We start from the raw sequence: 17,371 nt of genomic DNA, 5'->3' as shown, positions 1-17,371 counted from the left end.
GGCGCGGGACCGCCGGGCGCCTACGCTTGGCGTCCCGATAGTAGGACGTCAAATCAACTGTACTGTGATGCGGACCACGACGCCATCGGTGGCATAAATCACATGACCTCCAATACTTGGATGTCCAACTATAGGATGGCCGCGTACTGCCTCGGCTCCGGCGTGGGAGGCATCGACCGCATCGAGAACAGGACTGGCATGGTTCGCGAACTGACTCATTTCATCGGCGGGCAGCAGGTGCCCGGGACCTCCGGTAACTTCGGCGACGTCTACGACCCCAGCACGGGACAGGTCCAGGCGCGGGTGCCGCTGGCCAGTGTGTCCGAGGTCGAGGCGGCCATCGCGAATGCGGCCGAGGCGCAGCGCACGTGGGCCGCGTTCAACCCGCAGAAGCGGGCCCGGGTGCTGATGAAGTTCGTCGCCCTGGTCCAGGACGAGATGGATTCGCTGGCCGCGCTGCTGTCGAGCGAACACGGCAAGACCATCCCGGACGCCAAGGGCGATATTCAGCGTGGGCTCGAGGTGATCGAATTCGCGATCGGCATCCCGCACCTGCTCAAGGGGGAGTACACCGAGAGCGCGGGCACCGGCATCGACGTGTATTCGATGCGCCAGCCGCTCGGCGTGGTCGCCGGCATCACCCCCTTCAACTTCCCGGCCATGATTCCGCTGTGGAAGGCCGGACCGGCGCTGGCCTGCGGTAACGCCTTCGTGCTCAAGCCGTCCGAGCGCGACCCCTCGGTGCCGCTGCGGCTGGCCGAACTGTTCGGCGAGGCCGGGCTGCCGGCCGGTGTGTTCAACGTCGTCAACGGCGACAAGCAGGCGGTCGACACGCTGCTGAACGACGAGCGGATCAAGGCCGTCGGCTTCGTCGGCTCCACCCCGATCGCGCAGTACATCTACGAAACCGCCACCGCGAACGGTAAGCGCGCCCAGTGCTTCGGCGGCGCCAAGAACCACGCGATCGTCATGCCGGACGCCGATCTCGACGATGTCGCCGATCAGCTGATCGGCGCCGGCTACGGCTCGGCGGGTGAACGCTGCATGGCCATCTCGGTGGCGGTGCCGGTCGGTGAGGAGACCGCGGATCGGTTGCGCGCCAAGCTCGTCGAGCGCATCGGCAAGCTCAATGTCGGCCGCTCCGACGATCCGGGCGCGGACTTCGGCCCTCTGGTCGGCCGCGACGGTGTGGACCGGGTGAACAACTACGTGCAGATCGGTGTCGACGAGGGCGCCGAACTGGTGGTCGACGGCCGGGGACTGAAGGTCGCGGGAGCCGAGGACGGATTCTTCGTCGGCGCAACACTTTTCGACCGCGTCACCCCGCAGATGCGGATCTACAAGGAGGAGATTTTCGGTCCGGTGGTCGCGATCGTGCGCGCCGCCGACTACGAGGAGGCGCTGCGGCTGCCGAGCGAACACGAATTCGGCAACGGCGTCGCGATCTTCACCCGCGACGGCGACACCGCCCGCGATTTCGCCACGCGCGTGCAGGTGGGCATGGTCGGCGTCAACGTCCCGATTCCGGTGCCGATCGCGTACCACACCTTCGGCGGCTGGAAGGCGTCCGGCTTCGGCGACCTGAACCAGCACGGTCCCGACTCGATCCGCTTCTACACCAAGACCAAGACCGTCACCCAGCGCTGGCCGCAGGGCCTGCGGACCGAACCGGCCGCGGGGGCCGGTGCCGATCACTTCGTCATCCCGACGATGGACTGAGGCGATGTTCGTACTCGACGAGGACGAACAGGCGATCGTGGACACCGCGCGCAGTTTCGCCGACGAGCTGCTCGCACCGAACGCCTTGGAATGGGACGAGCACAAGCACTTTCCGATCGATGTGCTGCGCAAGGCCGGCTCGCTCGGCATGGGCGGCATCTACGTCGGTGAGGACGTCGGCGGTTCCGGATTGCGCCGCGTGGACGCGGTGCGGATCTTCGAACAGCTCGCCACCGGATGCCCGGCTATCGCGGCCTACATCTCCATCCACAACATGGCCGCGTGGATGATCGACAGCTACGGCACCGAGGCCCAGCGCAACCGCTGGTTACCGGGACTGACCTCGATGGATCGGCTGGCCAGCTATGCGCTCACCGAACCGGACGTCGGCTCGGACGCCGCGGCGCTGAGCACCAGGGCCGTTCGCGACGGCGACGACTATCTGCTCACCGGGGTCAAGCAGTTCATCTCCGGTGCGGGCAGCACCGATGTGTATGTCCTGATGGCGCGGACCGACGACGCCGGCGCCCGCGGTATCTCGGCGTTCATCGTGCCCGCGGATACGCCCGGACTCTCGTTCGGCGCCAACGAGAAGAAAATGGGCTGGAACGCGCAGCCGACCCGGCAGGTCATCCTCGACGAGGCCCGGGTGCCGGCGGCGAATCTGCTCGGCGGCGAGGGCAACGGGTTCCGGATCGCGATGAACGGCCTCAACGGCGGCCGGCTCAACATCGCGGCGTGCTCCCTGGGCGGCGGCCAGACCGCACTGGACCGGACCGTGGCATATATGGCCCAGCGCAAGGCATTCGGGGCCCGGCTGCTCGACAACGCGGCGCTACAGTTCGACCTCGCCGATATGCGCACCTCACTGGAGGCGGCGCGGACCCTGCTGTGGCGAGCGGCGGCCGCCCTGGACGCCGATGCCGCCGACAAGGTGGAGCTGTGCGCGATGGCCAAGCGTTTCGGCACCGATGCCGGGTTCGAGGTGGCCAACAAGGCACTGCAATTGCACGGCGGCTACGGCTATCTGGCCGAGTACGGAATCGAGAAGATCGTGCGCGACCTGCGCGTGCACCAGATTCTCGAGGGAACCAACGAGATCATGCGGGTCGTGGTGGCCCGCTCGGTAGTCGGCGCGGCATGAGCGGTCAGCGCCCGGAGGAGGCGGCCTGCGTAACCACGGAGGGCGCCCGCTCATGCCGAGTGGATACAGCGTAAGGAAAGATATGACCGAAGCAGAAGTGTTGTTCGACAAGCGCGACGGCGTGGGCCTGATCACGCTCAACCGGCCCAAGGCCATCAACGCGCTCAATCATCCGATGGCACAGGCGATTCTGTCGACCCTGCGCGAGTGGGCCGACGACGACGAGGTCCGCACGGTGGTGCTGACCGGAGCCGGGGAACGCGGGCTGTGCGCGGGCGGCGATATCGTCGCGATTCACAACGACGCGAAGAACGCTGTGGCGCACGGTGTTTCGCGCCACGACAGCGCCGATTCGCCGAGCGGCCGGTTCTGGCGCGACGAGTACATCCTCAACGCGCTGATCGGCAACTATCCGAAACCGTATGTCGCCGTGATGGACGGCATCGTGATGGGCGGCGGTGTGGGGCTGTCCGCACACGGCAATCGTCGCATCGTGACCGAACGGTCGATGGTCGGCATGCCGGAGACCGGTATCGGCTTCATCCCCGATGTGGGCGGCACCTATCTGCTGGCGCGCACACCGGGTGAACTGGGCACTCACGTCGCCCTGACCACGGCCCGCATGGGCGCCGGTGATGCGATCGCGGCCGGATTCGCCGACCATTTCGTTCCCGCCGAACGCATTCCGGATCTGCTGGCGCAGTTGCGCCGCACGGATGCCGACGCCGCGATCGCGGCGTTCGCGCAGCCCGCACCGGTGTCCGATCTCGCCGCGCAGCGGTCCTGGATCGATGCCTGCTACAGCGCCGACACGGTCGAGGAGATCGTCGCGCGGCTGCAGCGCCACGACACCCCCGAGGCTGCCAAGGCCGCCGGCGATGTGCTGGCGAAATCACCGGTGGCGCTGAAGGTGACGTTGCGGTCCCTGCGCAACGCCCGGCGGGCGGCGAACCTGGAACAGGCGCTCGACGAGGAGTACCGGGTCTCGGTGGCCGCGCTGACCACCCACGATCTGGTGGAGGGCATCCGCGCCCAGGTGGTCGACAAGGACCGCAATCCGCAATGGGCGCCCGCCACCCTCGCCGAGGTGTCGGATGCGCTGGTGGACAGCTATTTCGCCGATCTGGGCGACCGGGAACTCGGACTGAGCGGAGCACAGGAGTGACAAACGTGACGAAGGTGGCCTTCCTGGGACTCGGGCATATGGGCGGTCCGATGGCGGCGAATCTGGTGCGTGCCGGATATCAGGTACTGGCCTACGACCCCGTACCGGCCGCGCAGGAACAGGCCCGCGCCGACGGTGCGGAGGTCTTCGACACTGCCGCGGCGGCCGTGACGGAAGCCGAGATCGTCATCACCATGCTGCCCAACGGCCGCATCGTGCTCGACGTCTACGACGCTGTGCTGCCGTCCGCCAAACCCGGCACCCTGTTCATCGACTGCTCCACCATCGACGTCGCCGACGCCAAGCGCGCGGCGGAAGTCGCTGTGGCAGCGGGACATCGGGCCCTGGACGCACCGGTGTCCGGTGGCGTCGGCGGTGCCACCGCCGGCACGTTGACCTTCATGGTCGGTGGCGAGGCCGAGGACTTCGCCGCGGCGCAGCCGGTGCTGGACGTGATGGGCGGCAAGGTCGTGCACTGCGGCGGCGCGGGCGTCGGGCAGGCCGCGAAGATCTGCAACAACATGATGCTGGGCATCTCGATGATCGGGCTGTCCGAGGCGATCGTGCTGGGCGAGAAGCTGGGCCTCACCCACGACAAGTTCTACGACGTGGTCTCCACCGCCTCGGGCCAGTGCTGGTCGCTGACCACCTATTGCCCGGTGCCCGGCCCGGTGCCGACCAGCCCGGCCAACAACGATTATCAGCCCGGTTTCGCCACCGCCCTGATGAACAAGGACCTGGGCCTGGCCGCGAATGCCCTGCGCGACAACGGGGTCGAGGGACGGTTCGGTCTGCTGGCGGCCGAGATCTACGAGCAGTTCAACCGGTCGGCGGGGGACCTGGACTTCTCCGCTATCGTCACCGATATTCGTCGCCGTTCCGGCGCGGAGCCGGGCCAGGATTCCGGCGAGTAGCCGAGAAAGGGAAACAGTGACCGACTTCGAAACCATTCTGCTGGAGCGCACCGGACGCGTCGCGGTGATCACCCTGAATCGGCCGAAGGCACTCAACGCGTTGAATACGCAGGTGCTCGTCGATATCACCGCCGCCCTCGACGAGTTGGAGGCCGATGCGGGCATCGGCGCGGTGGTGCTGACCGGTTCGGAGAAGGCGTTCGCCGCCGGCGCCGATATCAAGGAGATGCAGTCCAAGTCCTATATGGACATGTTCCTGGCCGATTTCTTCCAGGGCTGGGACCGGGTCGGCGCGTTCCGCAAGCCGATCATCGCGGCGGTGGCCGGATATGCCCTGGGCGGCGGTTGTGAGCTGGCGATGATGTGCGACATCCTGATCGCCGCCGACACCGCGAAGTTCGGCCAGCCGGAGATCAAGCTCGGTGTCATTCCCGGTATGGGCGGCTCGCAGCGCCTGACCCGCGCGGTCGGCAAGGCCAAGGCCATGGACCTGATCCTCACCGGCCGCAATATGGACGCCGAGGAGGCCGAACGCGCCGGACTGGTCGCCCGCGTCGTCCCGGCGGCGGATCTGCTGTCCACCGCGCGCGAGGTCGCCGAGACCATCGCCGGCATGTCGCTGCCGTCGGTGATGATCGCCAAAGAGGCCGTGAACCGCTCCTACGAAACCACGCTCACCGAGGGCCTGCGTTTCGAGCGCCGGGTGTTCCACTCGCTGTTCGCCACCGAGGATCAGACCGAGGGCATGACCGCCTTCGTGGAGAAGCGCGCGGCGAACTTCGAACACCGCTGAGCAGTCTCATCACCGAGCACCGCTCGTAGTCGACGGCCCGGCCGCCGCCGCCGTGTTCGCCGATCCGGCGAGTACATGCCGACGGGGGACCGGGCCGATCTCGTTCACTGCCGCTGCTCGGCGCGAGCCGGAACCTGCACCCAGGGCGATGAACGCCGAGAAGGCCACCGTCGAACTCGGCGGGTGATCCGCGGCGTCACTTCCCGGGAATGGGTTCGGCGCTACTGCCCGCGACCTCCACCGGACGGGCCGGGGTGCCGTCGTGCACCGGCCGCGCCGAATCGTGCCCGGTGACCAGCAAGCCGGTCACCGTCGCGCCGAGCGCCGCCGTCACCGCCAGCGCGGCGACCACCTTGCGCCGCGATACCGCCGGTCGCGGCGTCGAGGCCGCCGATCCGCACTGCGGCGGGGCGAATCGGATACCGCGCACCCGGCGCGCCGCCGGCTGTTCGGTGGCCATCAGCACCGCCCCGCGCGCGGAGACGAAATCCGGCTCCGGATCGTAGATCACCGGCAGATCCAGCAGCTGCTCCAGCGACTCCCGGATCCCCGGACTGCGCGTGCAACCGCCCAGCAGTGCCACCGCTCGCGGCGCGACCCCGGTGTCGTCGATCAGTTGCCGGACATACGACACCGAATGATGGATCCCGGCCGCGACCAGATCGCGGAAATCGCTGCGGGTCACGACGATTCGCGTGCCCGAGCGGGGATCACCGACCGTCACCACCCGGGTGGCGCTGAGCTGTTCCTTGTAGTCGCGCCCGGCGGCATTGCCGATCTCCACCCCGCCGTGTGCGAGGTGCCAGCGCAGCAGGGCGTCGTGGCCGTCGCCGCCCAGAAGGGTGCTGCGCTTGGCGGCCAGGATGGCCTGGGTGCGGCAGTCGGCCTCGGTGAGGGTGAGCCCGGAACTGCCGAGGTCGTAGAGCAGCACCGCACCCTCGTCGGGCAGCTGCCCGCTGAACCGCAGATACCGCAGTTGGGCCGGCGGTTCGTCGATGATGGCCAGCCGGCTGCGCCCGGCCGCGGCCCGGATGGCCTCGGCGTGCAGGGCGCAGCGGGAGGTGACGGCGATACCGGTGACGAATTCGTCGCGGTCGGCCGCGGATGCCCGCATCGCGTCGATGGCCTGGAAGACCGGCTCCTCGACCCCCGCCCCGGCGCGGCGCGCGACCACACAGCGGTCGATCGGCGGCAGATGCGGCTGATCGGAGTGGGTGAGCATGGCGCGTGCGCCACCAGCGCCCGCCGACACACCCAAGACCAGCACCATGGCGTCCATGGTGAACCTTTCGGCCGCCGATGGGAAGGCAGCGGCCCGGGATGTCGCTGCCGGAATGCTGGTGAGGCGACCCTCAGGCCCACCGGGTCGGCGTGTCGCCGCTGTCGAAGTCACCCGCCTCGCGCCGGAATTCCGCGAGCAGTTGCAGCAGGAGGTGGAGACGCTCCGGAGGTAGGCCCGGCCGGGCGAAGACCTTCTCGTTCAATTCCCGGGTGGCCGCCGCCGCCAGATCGCGGCCGGCGGCCGTGATCTCGATCAGGGTTGCCCGGCGGTCGCTGGGATGTGGTACTCGTTTGACCAGTTGGGCCGCTTCGAGCCGATCGACGGTATTGGTGACACTCGTCGGGTGGACCTGCAACCGGGCGCTGGCCGTCGCCATCGGCAGTGCCCCGGTCTTGCTGAAGCCGAGCAGCGTCAGCAATTCGTAGCGGGAGAAGGTCAGCCCCGACGGGCGCAGCGCCTCGTCCACCCGGGCCATCACGATCTGCTGGGCCCGCACCAGAGAGGTCACCGCGGCCATGCCGTCGGCGACATCGCCCCAGCCGTGCGAGGTCCACTGGCGGTGGGCCTCTTCGATGGGGTCCAGCGGAAGCGGGCGGGGTGCGGCCATACCGCCGAGTGTATTTGCCCGCCCGCTCCCACGCTGCGGTCCGGAGTCGCCGGATCGGTGATTCAGGACAGTCCCGAAAGATCACCGAGGACAACATGGTTGCGATCGGCGGTGCTTCCCAGCGTGTACTCGGGCATCAGTCCGAGATATTCGGCCCGGCTGCGGGTGCTCCACCGCCGCGCGTCCGGGGTGCGGGTTTTGTAGAAATTGACCATGTAACCGCCCTCGTAGAGGCGCAGCAGGGTGTAGCCGCCCGGATACTCCTTCACCGCGCCCACTTCCAGGAATTCCACCCGGAGCGGGATGTCGGGGCGGGTGCGGCGATTGCGGTGGGTGTGGCCCGCATGGTGGAAGAACACCCCCGGCGTCGATTGATACAGCTGCTGGAGGGTCAGCGCGTCCGATCGATTCAGCACGAAATTCGGGCCGGCGAGATTGGTCAGCCCCGATTCCGCGGTGACCGGATGATGTCCGAAGACGACCGTCGGCCGGTCGGGGTCACGACGCAGCGATTCGCGCAGGCGATCGAATTGCCCGGGACCGATACTGCCCCCGGAGCCGTCCAGTTCGGTGGTGTCGAATCCGATCAGCCGCAGCCCGCCGAGCCGGTGCTCGCTGAATTGTTACGGGGGAAGGAAGGATTCGCCCCAGCAGTCGTGGTGATCGGCGGTGACCGCCGGGCAGGCGGCGTAGTCGGCGCCGGTATGGGGACGGTCGTGATTGCCGCGTGCGGCGAACCAGTCCCGCCCCTCGATTCCCCAGGCGTCCAGCCGGTTTCGCACTGTCCGGGTCTGCTCGGGGGTGGCTTCCGCGGTCAGATCACCGGCCAGGATCAGATGATCGGCGCCGCGATCCGGCCGGCGTAGATCGTCGAGCAATGCCGACAGCATCACCTCGGGGTACGGCGGCAGTCCCGGTTCCTGTCGCACGCCCGGCGGAAGTCCGGCGGCGATGATGCCGCTGGTCTCCTCACCGATGTGCACATCGTTGCAGAGCGCGAGGGTGCGCAGCAGCCGGCCCGGAGGAGCGACGAGAGTGGTGAATTCACCGGTGCATTCGGGTGCGCCGGGCAGATGGGTGACCAACTCCGGGGCCGGTACCGCCCGCACTCCGTCCGACCACGCCTCGAATCGATATCGCCGTCCCGGCTCCAAGCCGTCGATCTGGGCGTAGTGATACGGCGTCCGATCGGCGCCGGCCAGGGGAACCGGCTGGGTGGGCCCGGCGGAATCGGCAGGGGCCAAGCGGATTTCGGTGCCGGCCTCGGCCGGGACGGGTGCTCCCGACGCATCGGCGGCCAGTGTCGTCCAGGTGATGATCGCCGACGTGTCGGTGAGGGTGACCATCTCCAGATCGGTCGCGCGCAGTGAATTCGCCTGTGCCCGAGCCGAACCCGGGAGCATGATCGGTGCGGCGGCCGCGGCGGCCAGGGCTGCGAGCAGGCGGCGTCGATTCGGCCCGCAACAGGTCATCGTCGCTCCCTCATGGGTGGTCGGCACCGATTCACGACCGACCCTACCCAGGCCGACGCCATACCGCGTGCCGTGCCGCCGACTCACCCGGTAGGTTGGCTAGCCGGTCGCTTCGGCGCGATCTCCGATCGGAAGGACGGTCCATGGCAGCGGCGCAGCAGCACGAACGTCGATGGAAACTCGTGCTCGGCGTGGTGGCGCTGGCCGCCTCGGCCATGATCACCGCGTGTTCGGCGTCCTCGGACGAGCCGGAGATCGTGGTCTACAACGCCCACGACTCGCGCCTGACCCGGCAGTGGGCCGACGCCTTCACCGAGCAGACCGGAATCCGGGTGACGTTGCGCGACGGCGCTGATGCCGAACTCGCCGATCAGGTGCTGGCCGAGGGGGACCGATCGCCGGCCGATGTGGTTCTCACCGAGAATTCACCGGCGATGGCCCGGATGGAGCGCGCCGGTCTGTTCGCCGGCCTCGACCCCGCCACCCTGGCGCAGGTGTCCGAACAGTTCCGCCCGAGTTCGGGGCAGTGGATCGGAATCGCCGCGCGGTCGACGGCTTTCGTCTTCCATCCGGCGAAGATCGCTCCCGCCGAACTGCCCGCCGGATTGCTGGACCTGCAACAGCCGCGGTGGCACGGCCGCTGGACCGCCGATTCGCACGGCGCGGACTTCCAGGCGATCGTCGCGGCGTTGCTGGAACTCGATGGCGAGAACGCCACGCGCGCGTGGCTGCGCGGGGTGAAGGACAACGCCACCGTCGCGCCCAACGGCTTCGCGGCACTGAAGACGGTCGGTGCGGGCGGGGTCGGCGGCGCCCTGGTCTTCGCCACCGACTGGTACCGCGACCAGCTCGCGCCCGAACGGAACACCGGTCCCACGGCACCGCACTATTTCCGCGGCGGGGACCCGGGCGGATACCTCTCGCTGTCCGGTGCGGGCGTGCTGAAGTCGAGCCGGCACGCCGCCGACGCCCAGCGGTTCGTGCGATTCGTGACGGCCGCGGCCGGGCAGCGTCTGCTCAGCGGCGGTGCGGCGATGGAGTATCCGGTGGCCGCCGGTGTCCCCGCCGATCCGGCGCTGCCGCCGCTGGATTCGCTGGACCCGCCGCGCGTGGATCCGAGCGAACTCGACCCGGAGCGAGTCGAGGCGTTGATGCGCGAGGCCGGGCTGCTCTGATCCGCTACGAGGCGGTCAGGTCGTAGCGGTACCTGCTGGTCGGAATGACGTCGAGATCGCGATCGGCGCCGAAGGTCGCGACGCTGGCCATCATGCGACCGGCGCGACGCTGCAACTCCGCGTCGTCACCGCCGCTGCCCCAGAACGCGTGCTGGTCGGTCATCGCGTCCATCGGGAACAGTTCCTCGACCAGCGCGTCCACCCGTGGGCCCGGAGTGACCGCCGCGACCACGGTGTTCTGCACATAACCGAAGGTGGCCTGGGTTTCGATGGCCACGGTGGTATGCCGGTCCTGCCAATTGCGCAGCCATTCGGCGCGGGTCAGTTCCTCCGGGATCCGTAGCAGCGCGATATTGGCCAGCGCCTCGTAGCGGGTCCCGTCCGGCGGCCGCGCGGTGGTGAGCGGTTCGCGTTCGTCCACGATCCAGCCGTTGATCCGCTCCGCGACGCCGCTGAGCACGTCGGTGATCGGCCCGTTCTGTCCCTCGCTCCAGACGCCGACGATCGCCGCGACGGGTTCGTCGTAGGTGCTCACCCGCAATTGTGCGGCCGCGACGTCGGCGTCGCCGATGTTGACCTGGAGTTCGGTCGCCCCCGCGGCGGCCAGCCGCCGGTGCAAGTCCGGCGCGTGCAGGGTGTCCGCGAGATCCGGCCCCCAGAGGGCGTACATCAATTTCATGCCGGATCCTTTCGGGGAACTGCGTTCGGCTGCGACGACGGTAGTTCCGTCTACCGCGCGGCACTCGCGATTCGCCGAACCCGATCCCGCTCACCGGGACCGAATCGAATCCGGGATCGCCGCGATCGTGTGCCGGTCCGCAGGGCTCGGTCGCCTACAGTGAGAGCGATATCCGTCCGGTGAGAGGAGACCAGGTGCGCCGCATACTGTTCGCGATGACGCTGTGTGCCGCAGTACTACCCGCGCTCGCCTGCTCCGCCGAGGCCGACCGCGCACCGGCGAAGACATCGGTGCCCGCGCCCGCGGCTGCCGATCACGGCACCAACGGCACGATCGAGGTGGTGGCCACTCACGGTCCCGAGAAGTACGCCGCCGCCGGACTCGCCGCGAGCATCACTACCTGTCAGGCCGGATCGGTGCTGGCCACCCTGACCACCGGCCGCGACGGCAAGGCCCACCAGGATCTGGCCGCCGACTGCTATCAGGTTCAGGTGACGTCGGTGCCGATGGGATGCCGGTTGGCCACCGACACCGCTGAGAAGGTCGATGTGGTGGTCGGCCGGACCGCGACCGCGGAGTTCGGATTGGCCTGCGCCTGAGCGTTTTTCACCGGTTGGCGAGTTCGGCGAGCCGGTAGGCCAGCGCCGTGCGCACCGCCGGGATGCGGGTGACGAGGCGGATCGCGGTGTTGCGCAGCACGCGGGCCGGTCGCGGGCGCAGCGTAGCCATCCGGGTCATGCGATCGGTGAAGGCGACCACGTCCAGCGCGACCGGGCGGCGGGTGCGCTCGTAGTCGTCGAGCAGCGCGTCGGGTTCGCCGCCCAGGACTCGGGTCAGCAGAGCGCCCAGCAGGGCCGCATCCTGGATCCCGGTGTTCATACCCTGGCCACCGGCCGGGCTGTGCACATGCGCGGCATCGCCGGCCAGCAGGATCCGCCCGGCGCGGTAGCGGTCGGCCACTCGGTGGTGCACGCGAAAACGTGAGCTCCACAGCACCTCTCGCACCGTGGCGCCGGGGCACCGGGCATCCAGCAGCGCTTGCACCTGCGCGCGGGTGGGATGTTCGGGCGCCTCGGCGACGGTGGCGACGATGCGGAAACGATCGTGGTCGGTGTCCGGCAGGGGTGCGACCACCACGATGCCCTCCGGCGAGACGTGCAGCGATACCTCGTCGCGCGACGCGGGCCAGTCCATCCGCACATCGGCCAGGACGAACGATTCCGGATAGGTGGCGCCGGTGAAGCCGATTCCCGCCGCCTCGCGGACCCGGCTGTGCATCCCGTCCGCACCGATCACGTAGTCGGCGCGGATCGATCCGGATTGCCCTGTGGCGTCGGTGAATTCGACGGTGACGAATTCACCGCCCGGTTTCACCGCGGTGACCTCGACGGGGCGCACGACCGTTCCGCCCGCCCGCTGCAGCCGGTCGAGCAGGACGGCCTCGGTCGTCTCCTGGCCGATCATCAGCGTGTAGGGGAACGGTGTCGGCAGGTCGGAGAAGCCGATGGTGGTCAGCCGATCGGTGCCTTCGTACATGACGAAGCGCGGCACCTCGAGTCCCAGGTCGTGCAAGGTCGTGGCGATGCCGAATTCGTCGAGAACCTCCAATGTCCGGGCATGGACGACCGCGGCGCGAGACGTGTTCGCTCCGGCGGCCAGTCGATCCAGCAGAACCACGTCGGCGCCGGCATCGGCGAGTGCGATCGCGGCGGTCAGTCCGGCGGGGCCGGCGCCGACGATGACCACTGCGGCGGTGGCGGGAACGGTGCTGGTCATAGCTACTCCCTCAAGTGTGCCAACATATGTTGGCCAACGGCTGTTGTCATCAAATATAGGGGCGGATGCGCTGGAAAGTCAACAGTTGTTGGCCTACAGTTGTGGGCATGAGAGAAGAGACTGCGCCGCGCCGCTCGGATGCCACTCGCGCGGCGATTCTGGAGGCGGCTCGCCGGCATTTCGCCCGCGAGGGATACGCCAAGGCGACCATCCGGGCGATCGCCGCCGACGCCGGCATCGATCCGTCGATGGTGATGCGGTACTACGGCAACAAGGATGGTCTGTTCGACGCGGCGCTCGACGTCGATCTGGCTCTGCCGGATCTGGCCGCGGTGGCCGAGGAGGAGCTGGGTGCGACGGTCGCCCGGCGCTTCCTGGAACTGTGGGAGACGCCACCGGGTAACGAACTGCTGCTGACACTGCTGCGTTCCTCGGTGTCGGACGAGACTGTGGCGCAGCGGTTTCAGCGCGTTTTCGCCGAACAGCTGATGCCGATGGTGACCCGCGTCGGCGATCCCGCGGACGCGCCGCGGCGAGCCGGACTGGTGGTCACGCAGATTCTCGGACTGGCGGTGTGCCGCTATGTATTGCGCCTGCCGCCGGTGGTGGCGTTGACGGCCGAGGAGATCGTCGCGGAGATCGGTGCGACGGTACAGCGATATCTGGTGTCGGTGCCGAACTGAGACAGGCGGGGAGCGGATATGAGAATGCCCCGGGTCCGGCGGTGCGGGCTCGGGGCATCAGGGCTGCGGTGCGGTCCTCGAGTGTCGGCGCACGGCATCTACCTCCGTTCGATCGGGTGGATGCTCTCCTGTTCGGTCAGCTGTAGAGACGCTCGACGAATGCGCGCAGGTTGGTGCGCACCCGTTCGGCCTTCTCCTCGTCGGTCAGATCCTCGCGGTAGCGGTTGCCCAGCGCGGGACGCTTCTTGTTGCGCGCGTACAGCGAACAGGCCAGATCGGTGCACATGTAGATGCCGATCGAGTTACCGCGCCGCCCGGATTCGCCGGCCTTGTGTGCGGTGAGCAGCGACACCCCGGTGCCGGTGTGCGTGGTCAGGCAGATCGAGCAGAGCTGGGCCCGGCCGGAACCGCCCGTCTCGTAGCGCATCGCCACGCCGACCAGCCGATCGTCCTGCGGGGTCACCAGATACGCGCGGCCCGGCATCGACCGATCGTTCCAGCCGAAGAAGTCGAGGTCCTCCCAGGGTTGCGCGTCGAGATCCCGGGGGACCGGCATGCGTTTGGCATCGCCCTTGGAACAGTTGACGAACGACGAGCGGATCTCGCGTTCGGTCAGTGGTTGCACGTGTTCACTCCTTCCGAATGGATGAACGGAAAACGGAGCGAGGCTACGGCCACCGGTCGCGGCGGGCAATCGAATATCGGCTCAGCCGCTGGTGCGCAGCCCGGCGAGGGTGACGGTGATCAGCCGTTCTGCCGCATCGGGTGAGGTTTCGCACGCGACGCCGATGCCGTGACCCAGGCGCAGCAGATCGCGCGGTTCGATTTCCGGTCGGACCAGCCCGGCTTCCTGGGCCGGTTGCAGGATCGACGTCGCGGCGTCGGTGATCAGATTCGAACACAGCGTGAAGGTCTGCGATCCGCGGTCGATGGCGGCCTTGAGGGTCACCGCCAGACTGCGTTTGTCCATCACGAACCGCACCTGCGCGCGGAACCACTGCTCCAGAGCGTCGAGGGGGGACAGGGTTTCGGTCAGCTCGGCGGCGAGTTCGGCCAATGCCTCGATGCTCGATCGATAGACCGCCTCGATGAGCGCGTCCCGGTTGGGGAAGTGGCGATAGAGGGTGCCCGGACCCACGGCGGCTCGGCGGGCCACCTCGTCCAGGGGTGCCTCGGGGCCGTGTTCGGCGAACGCCTCGCGCGCGCACTCGAGTATGCGCTCGTAGTTGCGCCGCGCATCCGCGCGCATCGGACGCGGCGGCGCCGCGCGCCCGGACCCCTGTGTCGACGGTGCGCTCACGATTCCTCCAGTGGAAACGGATGAACTCTCCGCTTAGTCTTGCGTAACCGGAGAACTTCTCCATATGCTATCTCCATTGGAAACGGAGACATTCTCCGTTTAGTTCCGCATCCGATGGAGCCCCCTTGACTACCTCCACGATTTCCTCATCCACGCAGGTCGGCGCACCGCCCGGGCGGCTGCGCTCCGGCATCGTGCTGGCCACGCTGCTGACCTGCCAGTTGATGATCGTGCTCGACATCACCGTGATGAACGTGGCGCTGCCGCGCATTCAGCACGATCTGCACTTCACTGCCACCGGCCTGTCCTGGGTGATGAACGCCTACACCCTGGTCTTCGGCGGGCTGCTGCTGCTCGGCGGCCGGGCCGGCGATCTGTTCGGCCGCCGGCGCATGTTCATCCTCGGAACCGTGCTCTTCACCCTCGCTTCCCTCGGCGGCGGGCTGGCGCCGTCGGCAGCCTGGCTGATCGTCGCCCGGATCGTGCAGGGCCTGGGCGGTGCGATGGCCGGCCCGAACACTCTCGCCCTGCTGACCACCACCTTCGCCGATCCGAAGATGCGGGTCCGGGTGCTCGCGCTGTTCTCCGGAATGTCCAGTGCGGGCTTCGCGATCGGGCTGATCCTGGGCGGACTGCTGACCCAGTGGCTGAGCTGGCGCTCGGTGCTGTTCATCAACGTGCCGTTCGGACTGGCCGTGGCGCTGCTGGCGGCGCGGTACCTGCCCGACGCGCCGCGCCGTCGCGCCCACCTCGACCTGCCCGGCGCGGTGACCGCGACGGGTGCGGTGGCCGCGCTGGTCTACGGCTTCATCAGCGCCGCGGCGCACGGCTGGGACGATGTGACGACCGATGTGTCGCTGACGGCCGGTGTGCTCGCACTGGTGGCGTTCCTGCTGATCGAACGCCGGGCCGCGCAACCGCTGCTGCCGCTGCACCTGTTCGCCGACCGCAATCGCGCCGCCGCTTACGCCAACATGTTCCTGGGTCCGATGGCGGGCACCTCGATGTTCTTCTTCCTCACCCAGTATCTGCAGGAAGTGCGGGGAATGAGCGCGCTGGCAACGGGTTTCGCATTCCTCCCGACCGCGGTGACGATGTTCGCGATGATCCGCCTGATTCCGCGCCTGCTGCCGCGCCTCGGTCCCAAACCGGTGACGCTGGTGGGCACGTCCGCGATGATCGCCGGGCTGGCGCTGCTCACCCTGCTCGATACCGACACCGGTTACTTCCCGCTGCTCGCGGTGGCGACGGTGTTGATGGGATGCGGTATCGGCCTGGCCTTTTCGCCGCTGAACGTGATCATCATGGCGAATGTGGCGCCCGAAGAGGCCGGTGCGGCGGGTGGTGCGCTGCAGACCTTGCAGCAGACCGGTGCGGCGCTGGGGCTGGCGGTGCTGGTCACGGTGTTCGGCACCGCTGTCCGCGCCGCGTCCGGCTCGGCTGTGCATGTGCTGGTCTCCGGCATCACGACCGCCTTCGCCGCGGCGGCGGGGATCGCGGTGCTGACTTTGCTTGTGGCGTCGACATTTCGGAGTGTGCGGGCGCAGCGGTGAGCGCCGGGTGGCGGCCCTCGGGATGCCCGAGGGCCGTCATCGGCGAGACCCAAGATCGACTTCGGGCATTTCGGACGATTCGAAACTCGTTGCCGCGCAGTAACTTATCCGAGATTCGACTCACAGGAACCTTTATGATTGCCGTGCGAAACTCGTCGCGATGCTCACCTATTTCGAAGCGATGGTCATCGGCGCGGTGCAGGGTTTCACCGAGCTGTTCCCGATCTCCAGTCTCGGACATTCGGTGCTCGTGGCGGCTTGGCTGGGTGGGCGGTGGGGAGCGTTGCCCGGGCAGGGCGGAACCGAGTCGGCCGCAACCTATCTGGCGTTCGTCGTCGCTCTGCACGTGGCGACGGCCGTCGCGCTGGTGATCTACTACTGGCGGGACTGGTGCGCGATCGCCGCCGGATTCGTCGAGATGGTGCGGACCAGGCGGCTGGATACCGTTCCGCAACGGCTGGCCTGGTTGATCGTGATCGCGACCGTGCCGGTCGCGATTCTCGGCCCGCTGCTGGAGCATCCGCTGCACGATGTCTTCGCGGCTCCCTTGTGCGCCGCGGTCTTCCTGACCGTCAACGGTGTGGTGCTGGTCGTCGGCGAGGGCCTGCGTCGCCGCAACGAGCCCACCCTCGCCGAATACGGCCGCCGCTTCGCCCTCGAGCAGGCGAACAGCCGGATGCGCACGGCGACAACGCTTTCCTCGCCGCAATCCGACCGACGCCTCGCGGCCCTCGACTCCCGGGACGCGGTCGGCATCGGCCTGGCCCAAGCCGGCGCCCTCCTCACCGGCTTCAGCCGGGCCGGCCTCACCATGGTCGGCGGTCTCTGGCGCGGCCTGGAGCACGAACACGCCGCCAAATTCGCCTTCCTCCTCGCCACCCCCGCGATCTTCGGCGCCGGGCTGGTCGACCTCCCGGACCTGATATCCCCACGCGCAGAGGTGATCTGGGGGCCGATCCTCGTCGGCGCGGTCGTCTCCGGCGTGACCTCCTGGCTCGCCGTCCGCTACCTCGAACGGTACTTCCAGACCCGGACCCTGCTGCCGTTCGCGGCGTACTGCGTGATCGTAGGAGTGGTGTCGATCATTCGATTCGGGTGAGGTGCGGGCC

General features: G+C 68.4%; 18 protein-coding genes. 10 read left to right on the top strand and 8 right to left on the bottom strand.

Annotation, left to right across the window (positions count from 1 at the left end; translation table 11 throughout):
- Positions 1-198: 198 nt before the first annotated feature.
- From NMI01S_RS00215 to NMI01S_RS00195, 5 genes are all read left to right on the top strand, one after another.
- Complete coding sequence (locus NMI01S_RS00215) at positions 199-1,719, top strand: CoA-acylating methylmalonate-semialdehyde dehydrogenase (RefSeq protein ID WP_062994028.1); 1,521 nt, start codon at positions 199-201, stop codon at positions 1,717-1,719.
- 4 nt (positions 1,720-1,723) lie between these two features.
- Positions 1,724-2,863 carry an acyl-CoA dehydrogenase family protein gene (locus NMI01S_RS00210; RefSeq protein ID WP_062994027.1) on the top strand — a complete coding sequence of 380 codons (1,140 nt, stop codon included), beginning with the start codon at positions 1,724-1,726 and terminating at the stop codon, positions 2,861-2,863.
- Positions 2,864-2,945: 82 nt separating this feature from the next.
- Positions 2,946-4,028 carry an enoyl-CoA hydratase/isomerase family protein gene (locus NMI01S_RS00205; RefSeq protein ID WP_062994026.1) on the top strand — a complete coding sequence of 361 codons (1,083 nt, stop codon included), beginning with the start codon at positions 2,946-2,948 and terminating at the stop codon, positions 4,026-4,028.
- 5 nt (positions 4,029-4,033) lie between these two features.
- A complete protein-coding gene (gene mmsB / locus NMI01S_RS00200) occupies positions 4,034-4,942 on the top strand; it encodes a 3-hydroxyisobutyrate dehydrogenase (protein ID WP_439956212.1) in 909 nt (302 codons plus the stop codon).
- A gap of 16 nt (positions 4,943-4,958) precedes the next feature.
- On the top strand, positions 4,959-5,735 hold the full coding sequence (locus tag NMI01S_RS00195; RefSeq protein WP_062994024.1) for an enoyl-CoA hydratase: 777 nt from the start codon (positions 4,959-4,961) through the stop codon (positions 5,733-5,735).
- Between the two features lie 196 nt (positions 5,736-5,931).
- Here the strand turns inward: NMI01S_RS00195 and NMI01S_RS00190 are convergent, their stop codons facing one another.
- The 4 genes from NMI01S_RS00190 to NMI01S_RS35690 form a co-directional block, all read right to left on the bottom strand.
- Positions 5,932-7,014 carry a DUF7159 family protein gene (locus tag NMI01S_RS00190; protein ID WP_062994023.1) on the bottom strand — a complete coding sequence of 361 codons (1,083 nt, stop codon included), beginning with the start codon at positions 7,012-7,014 and terminating at the stop codon, positions 5,932-5,934.
- A 73-nt stretch (positions 7,015-7,087) separates the two neighbouring features.
- Positions 7,088-7,624, bottom strand: coding sequence for a MarR family winged helix-turn-helix transcriptional regulator (locus NMI01S_RS00185; RefSeq protein WP_039782371.1), 537 nt, complete (start codon positions 7,622-7,624; stop codon positions 7,088-7,090).
- Between the two features lie 62 nt (positions 7,625-7,686).
- Entirely contained in the window at positions 7,687-8,040 is a 354-nt protein-coding gene (locus NMI01S_RS35695; protein ID WP_245716637.1) for a hypothetical protein, read from the bottom strand.
- 207 nt (positions 8,041-8,247) lie between these two features.
- Positions 8,248-9,096, bottom strand: coding sequence for a metallophosphoesterase (locus NMI01S_RS35690; protein ID WP_245716636.1), 849 nt, complete (start codon positions 9,094-9,096; stop codon positions 8,248-8,250).
- Positions 9,097-9,239: 143 nt separating this feature from the next.
- Between NMI01S_RS35690 and NMI01S_RS00175 the strand changes: the two genes are divergently transcribed.
- Positions 9,240-10,271: an extracellular solute-binding protein gene (locus NMI01S_RS00175; RefSeq protein WP_157125984.1), complete on the top strand. Its 1,032-nt coding sequence runs from the start codon at positions 9,240-9,242 to the stop codon at positions 10,269-10,271.
- Between the two features lie 4 nt (positions 10,272-10,275).
- Here the strand turns inward: NMI01S_RS00175 and NMI01S_RS00170 are convergent, their stop codons facing one another.
- The gene (locus NMI01S_RS00170) at positions 10,276-10,950 is read right to left on the bottom strand and encodes an EthD domain-containing protein (protein ID WP_062994022.1); all 675 of its coding nucleotides are present in this window, start codon (positions 10,948-10,950) and stop codon (positions 10,276-10,278) included.
- Positions 10,951-11,144: 194 nt separating this feature from the next.
- Between NMI01S_RS00170 and NMI01S_RS00165 the strand changes: the two genes are divergently transcribed.
- Positions 11,145-11,549: a hypothetical protein gene (locus NMI01S_RS00165; protein WP_062994021.1), complete on the top strand. Its 405-nt coding sequence runs from the start codon at positions 11,145-11,147 to the stop codon at positions 11,547-11,549.
- A 7-nt stretch (positions 11,550-11,556) separates the two neighbouring features.
- Here NMI01S_RS00165 and NMI01S_RS00160 read toward each other — a convergent pair whose 3' ends face one another.
- Complete coding sequence (locus tag NMI01S_RS00160) at positions 11,557-12,726, bottom strand: FAD-dependent oxidoreductase (protein WP_062994020.1); 1,170 nt, start codon at positions 12,724-12,726, stop codon at positions 11,557-11,559.
- A 107-nt stretch (positions 12,727-12,833) separates the two neighbouring features.
- Between NMI01S_RS00160 and NMI01S_RS00155 the strand changes: the two genes are divergently transcribed.
- Positions 12,834-13,409: a TetR/AcrR family transcriptional regulator gene (locus NMI01S_RS00155; protein WP_062994019.1), complete on the top strand. Its 576-nt coding sequence runs from the start codon at positions 12,834-12,836 to the stop codon at positions 13,407-13,409.
- Between the two features lie 136 nt (positions 13,410-13,545).
- Here NMI01S_RS00155 and NMI01S_RS00150 read toward each other — a convergent pair whose 3' ends face one another.
- Together NMI01S_RS00150 and NMI01S_RS00145 are read right to left on the bottom strand one after the other, a co-directional pair.
- Complete coding sequence (locus NMI01S_RS00150) at positions 13,546-14,034, bottom strand: FBP domain-containing protein (protein WP_062994018.1); 489 nt, start codon at positions 14,032-14,034, stop codon at positions 13,546-13,548.
- Positions 14,035-14,115: 81 nt separating this feature from the next.
- Complete coding sequence (locus NMI01S_RS00145; protein WP_245716635.1) at positions 14,116-14,709, bottom strand: TetR/AcrR family transcriptional regulator; 594 nt, start codon at positions 14,707-14,709, stop codon at positions 14,116-14,118.
- Between the two features lie 125 nt (positions 14,710-14,834).
- On the opposite strand from NMI01S_RS00145, the gene NMI01S_RS00140 reads away from it, so the two are divergent.
- Positions 14,835-16,262 (top strand): MFS transporter, encoded by a 1,428-nt coding sequence (locus tag NMI01S_RS00140; protein WP_245716634.1) that lies wholly within the window; start codon positions 14,835-14,837, stop codon positions 16,260-16,262.
- Between the two features lie 160 nt (positions 16,263-16,422).
- On the top strand, positions 16,423-17,361 hold the full coding sequence (locus NMI01S_RS00135; protein ID WP_062994016.1) for an undecaprenyl-diphosphate phosphatase: 939 nt from the start codon (positions 16,423-16,425) through the stop codon (positions 17,359-17,361).
- Positions 17,362-17,371: the final 10 nt, after the last annotated feature.

Source organism: Nocardia mikamii NBRC 108933 (assembly GCF_001613505.1).
GTDB classification, from domain to species: Bacteria; Actinomycetota; Actinomycetes; order Mycobacteriales; family Mycobacteriaceae; genus Nocardia; species Nocardia mikamii.
Note: the sequence above shows the minus strand (reverse complement) of the source record. Positions and strands in the feature narration are given on the sequence as shown.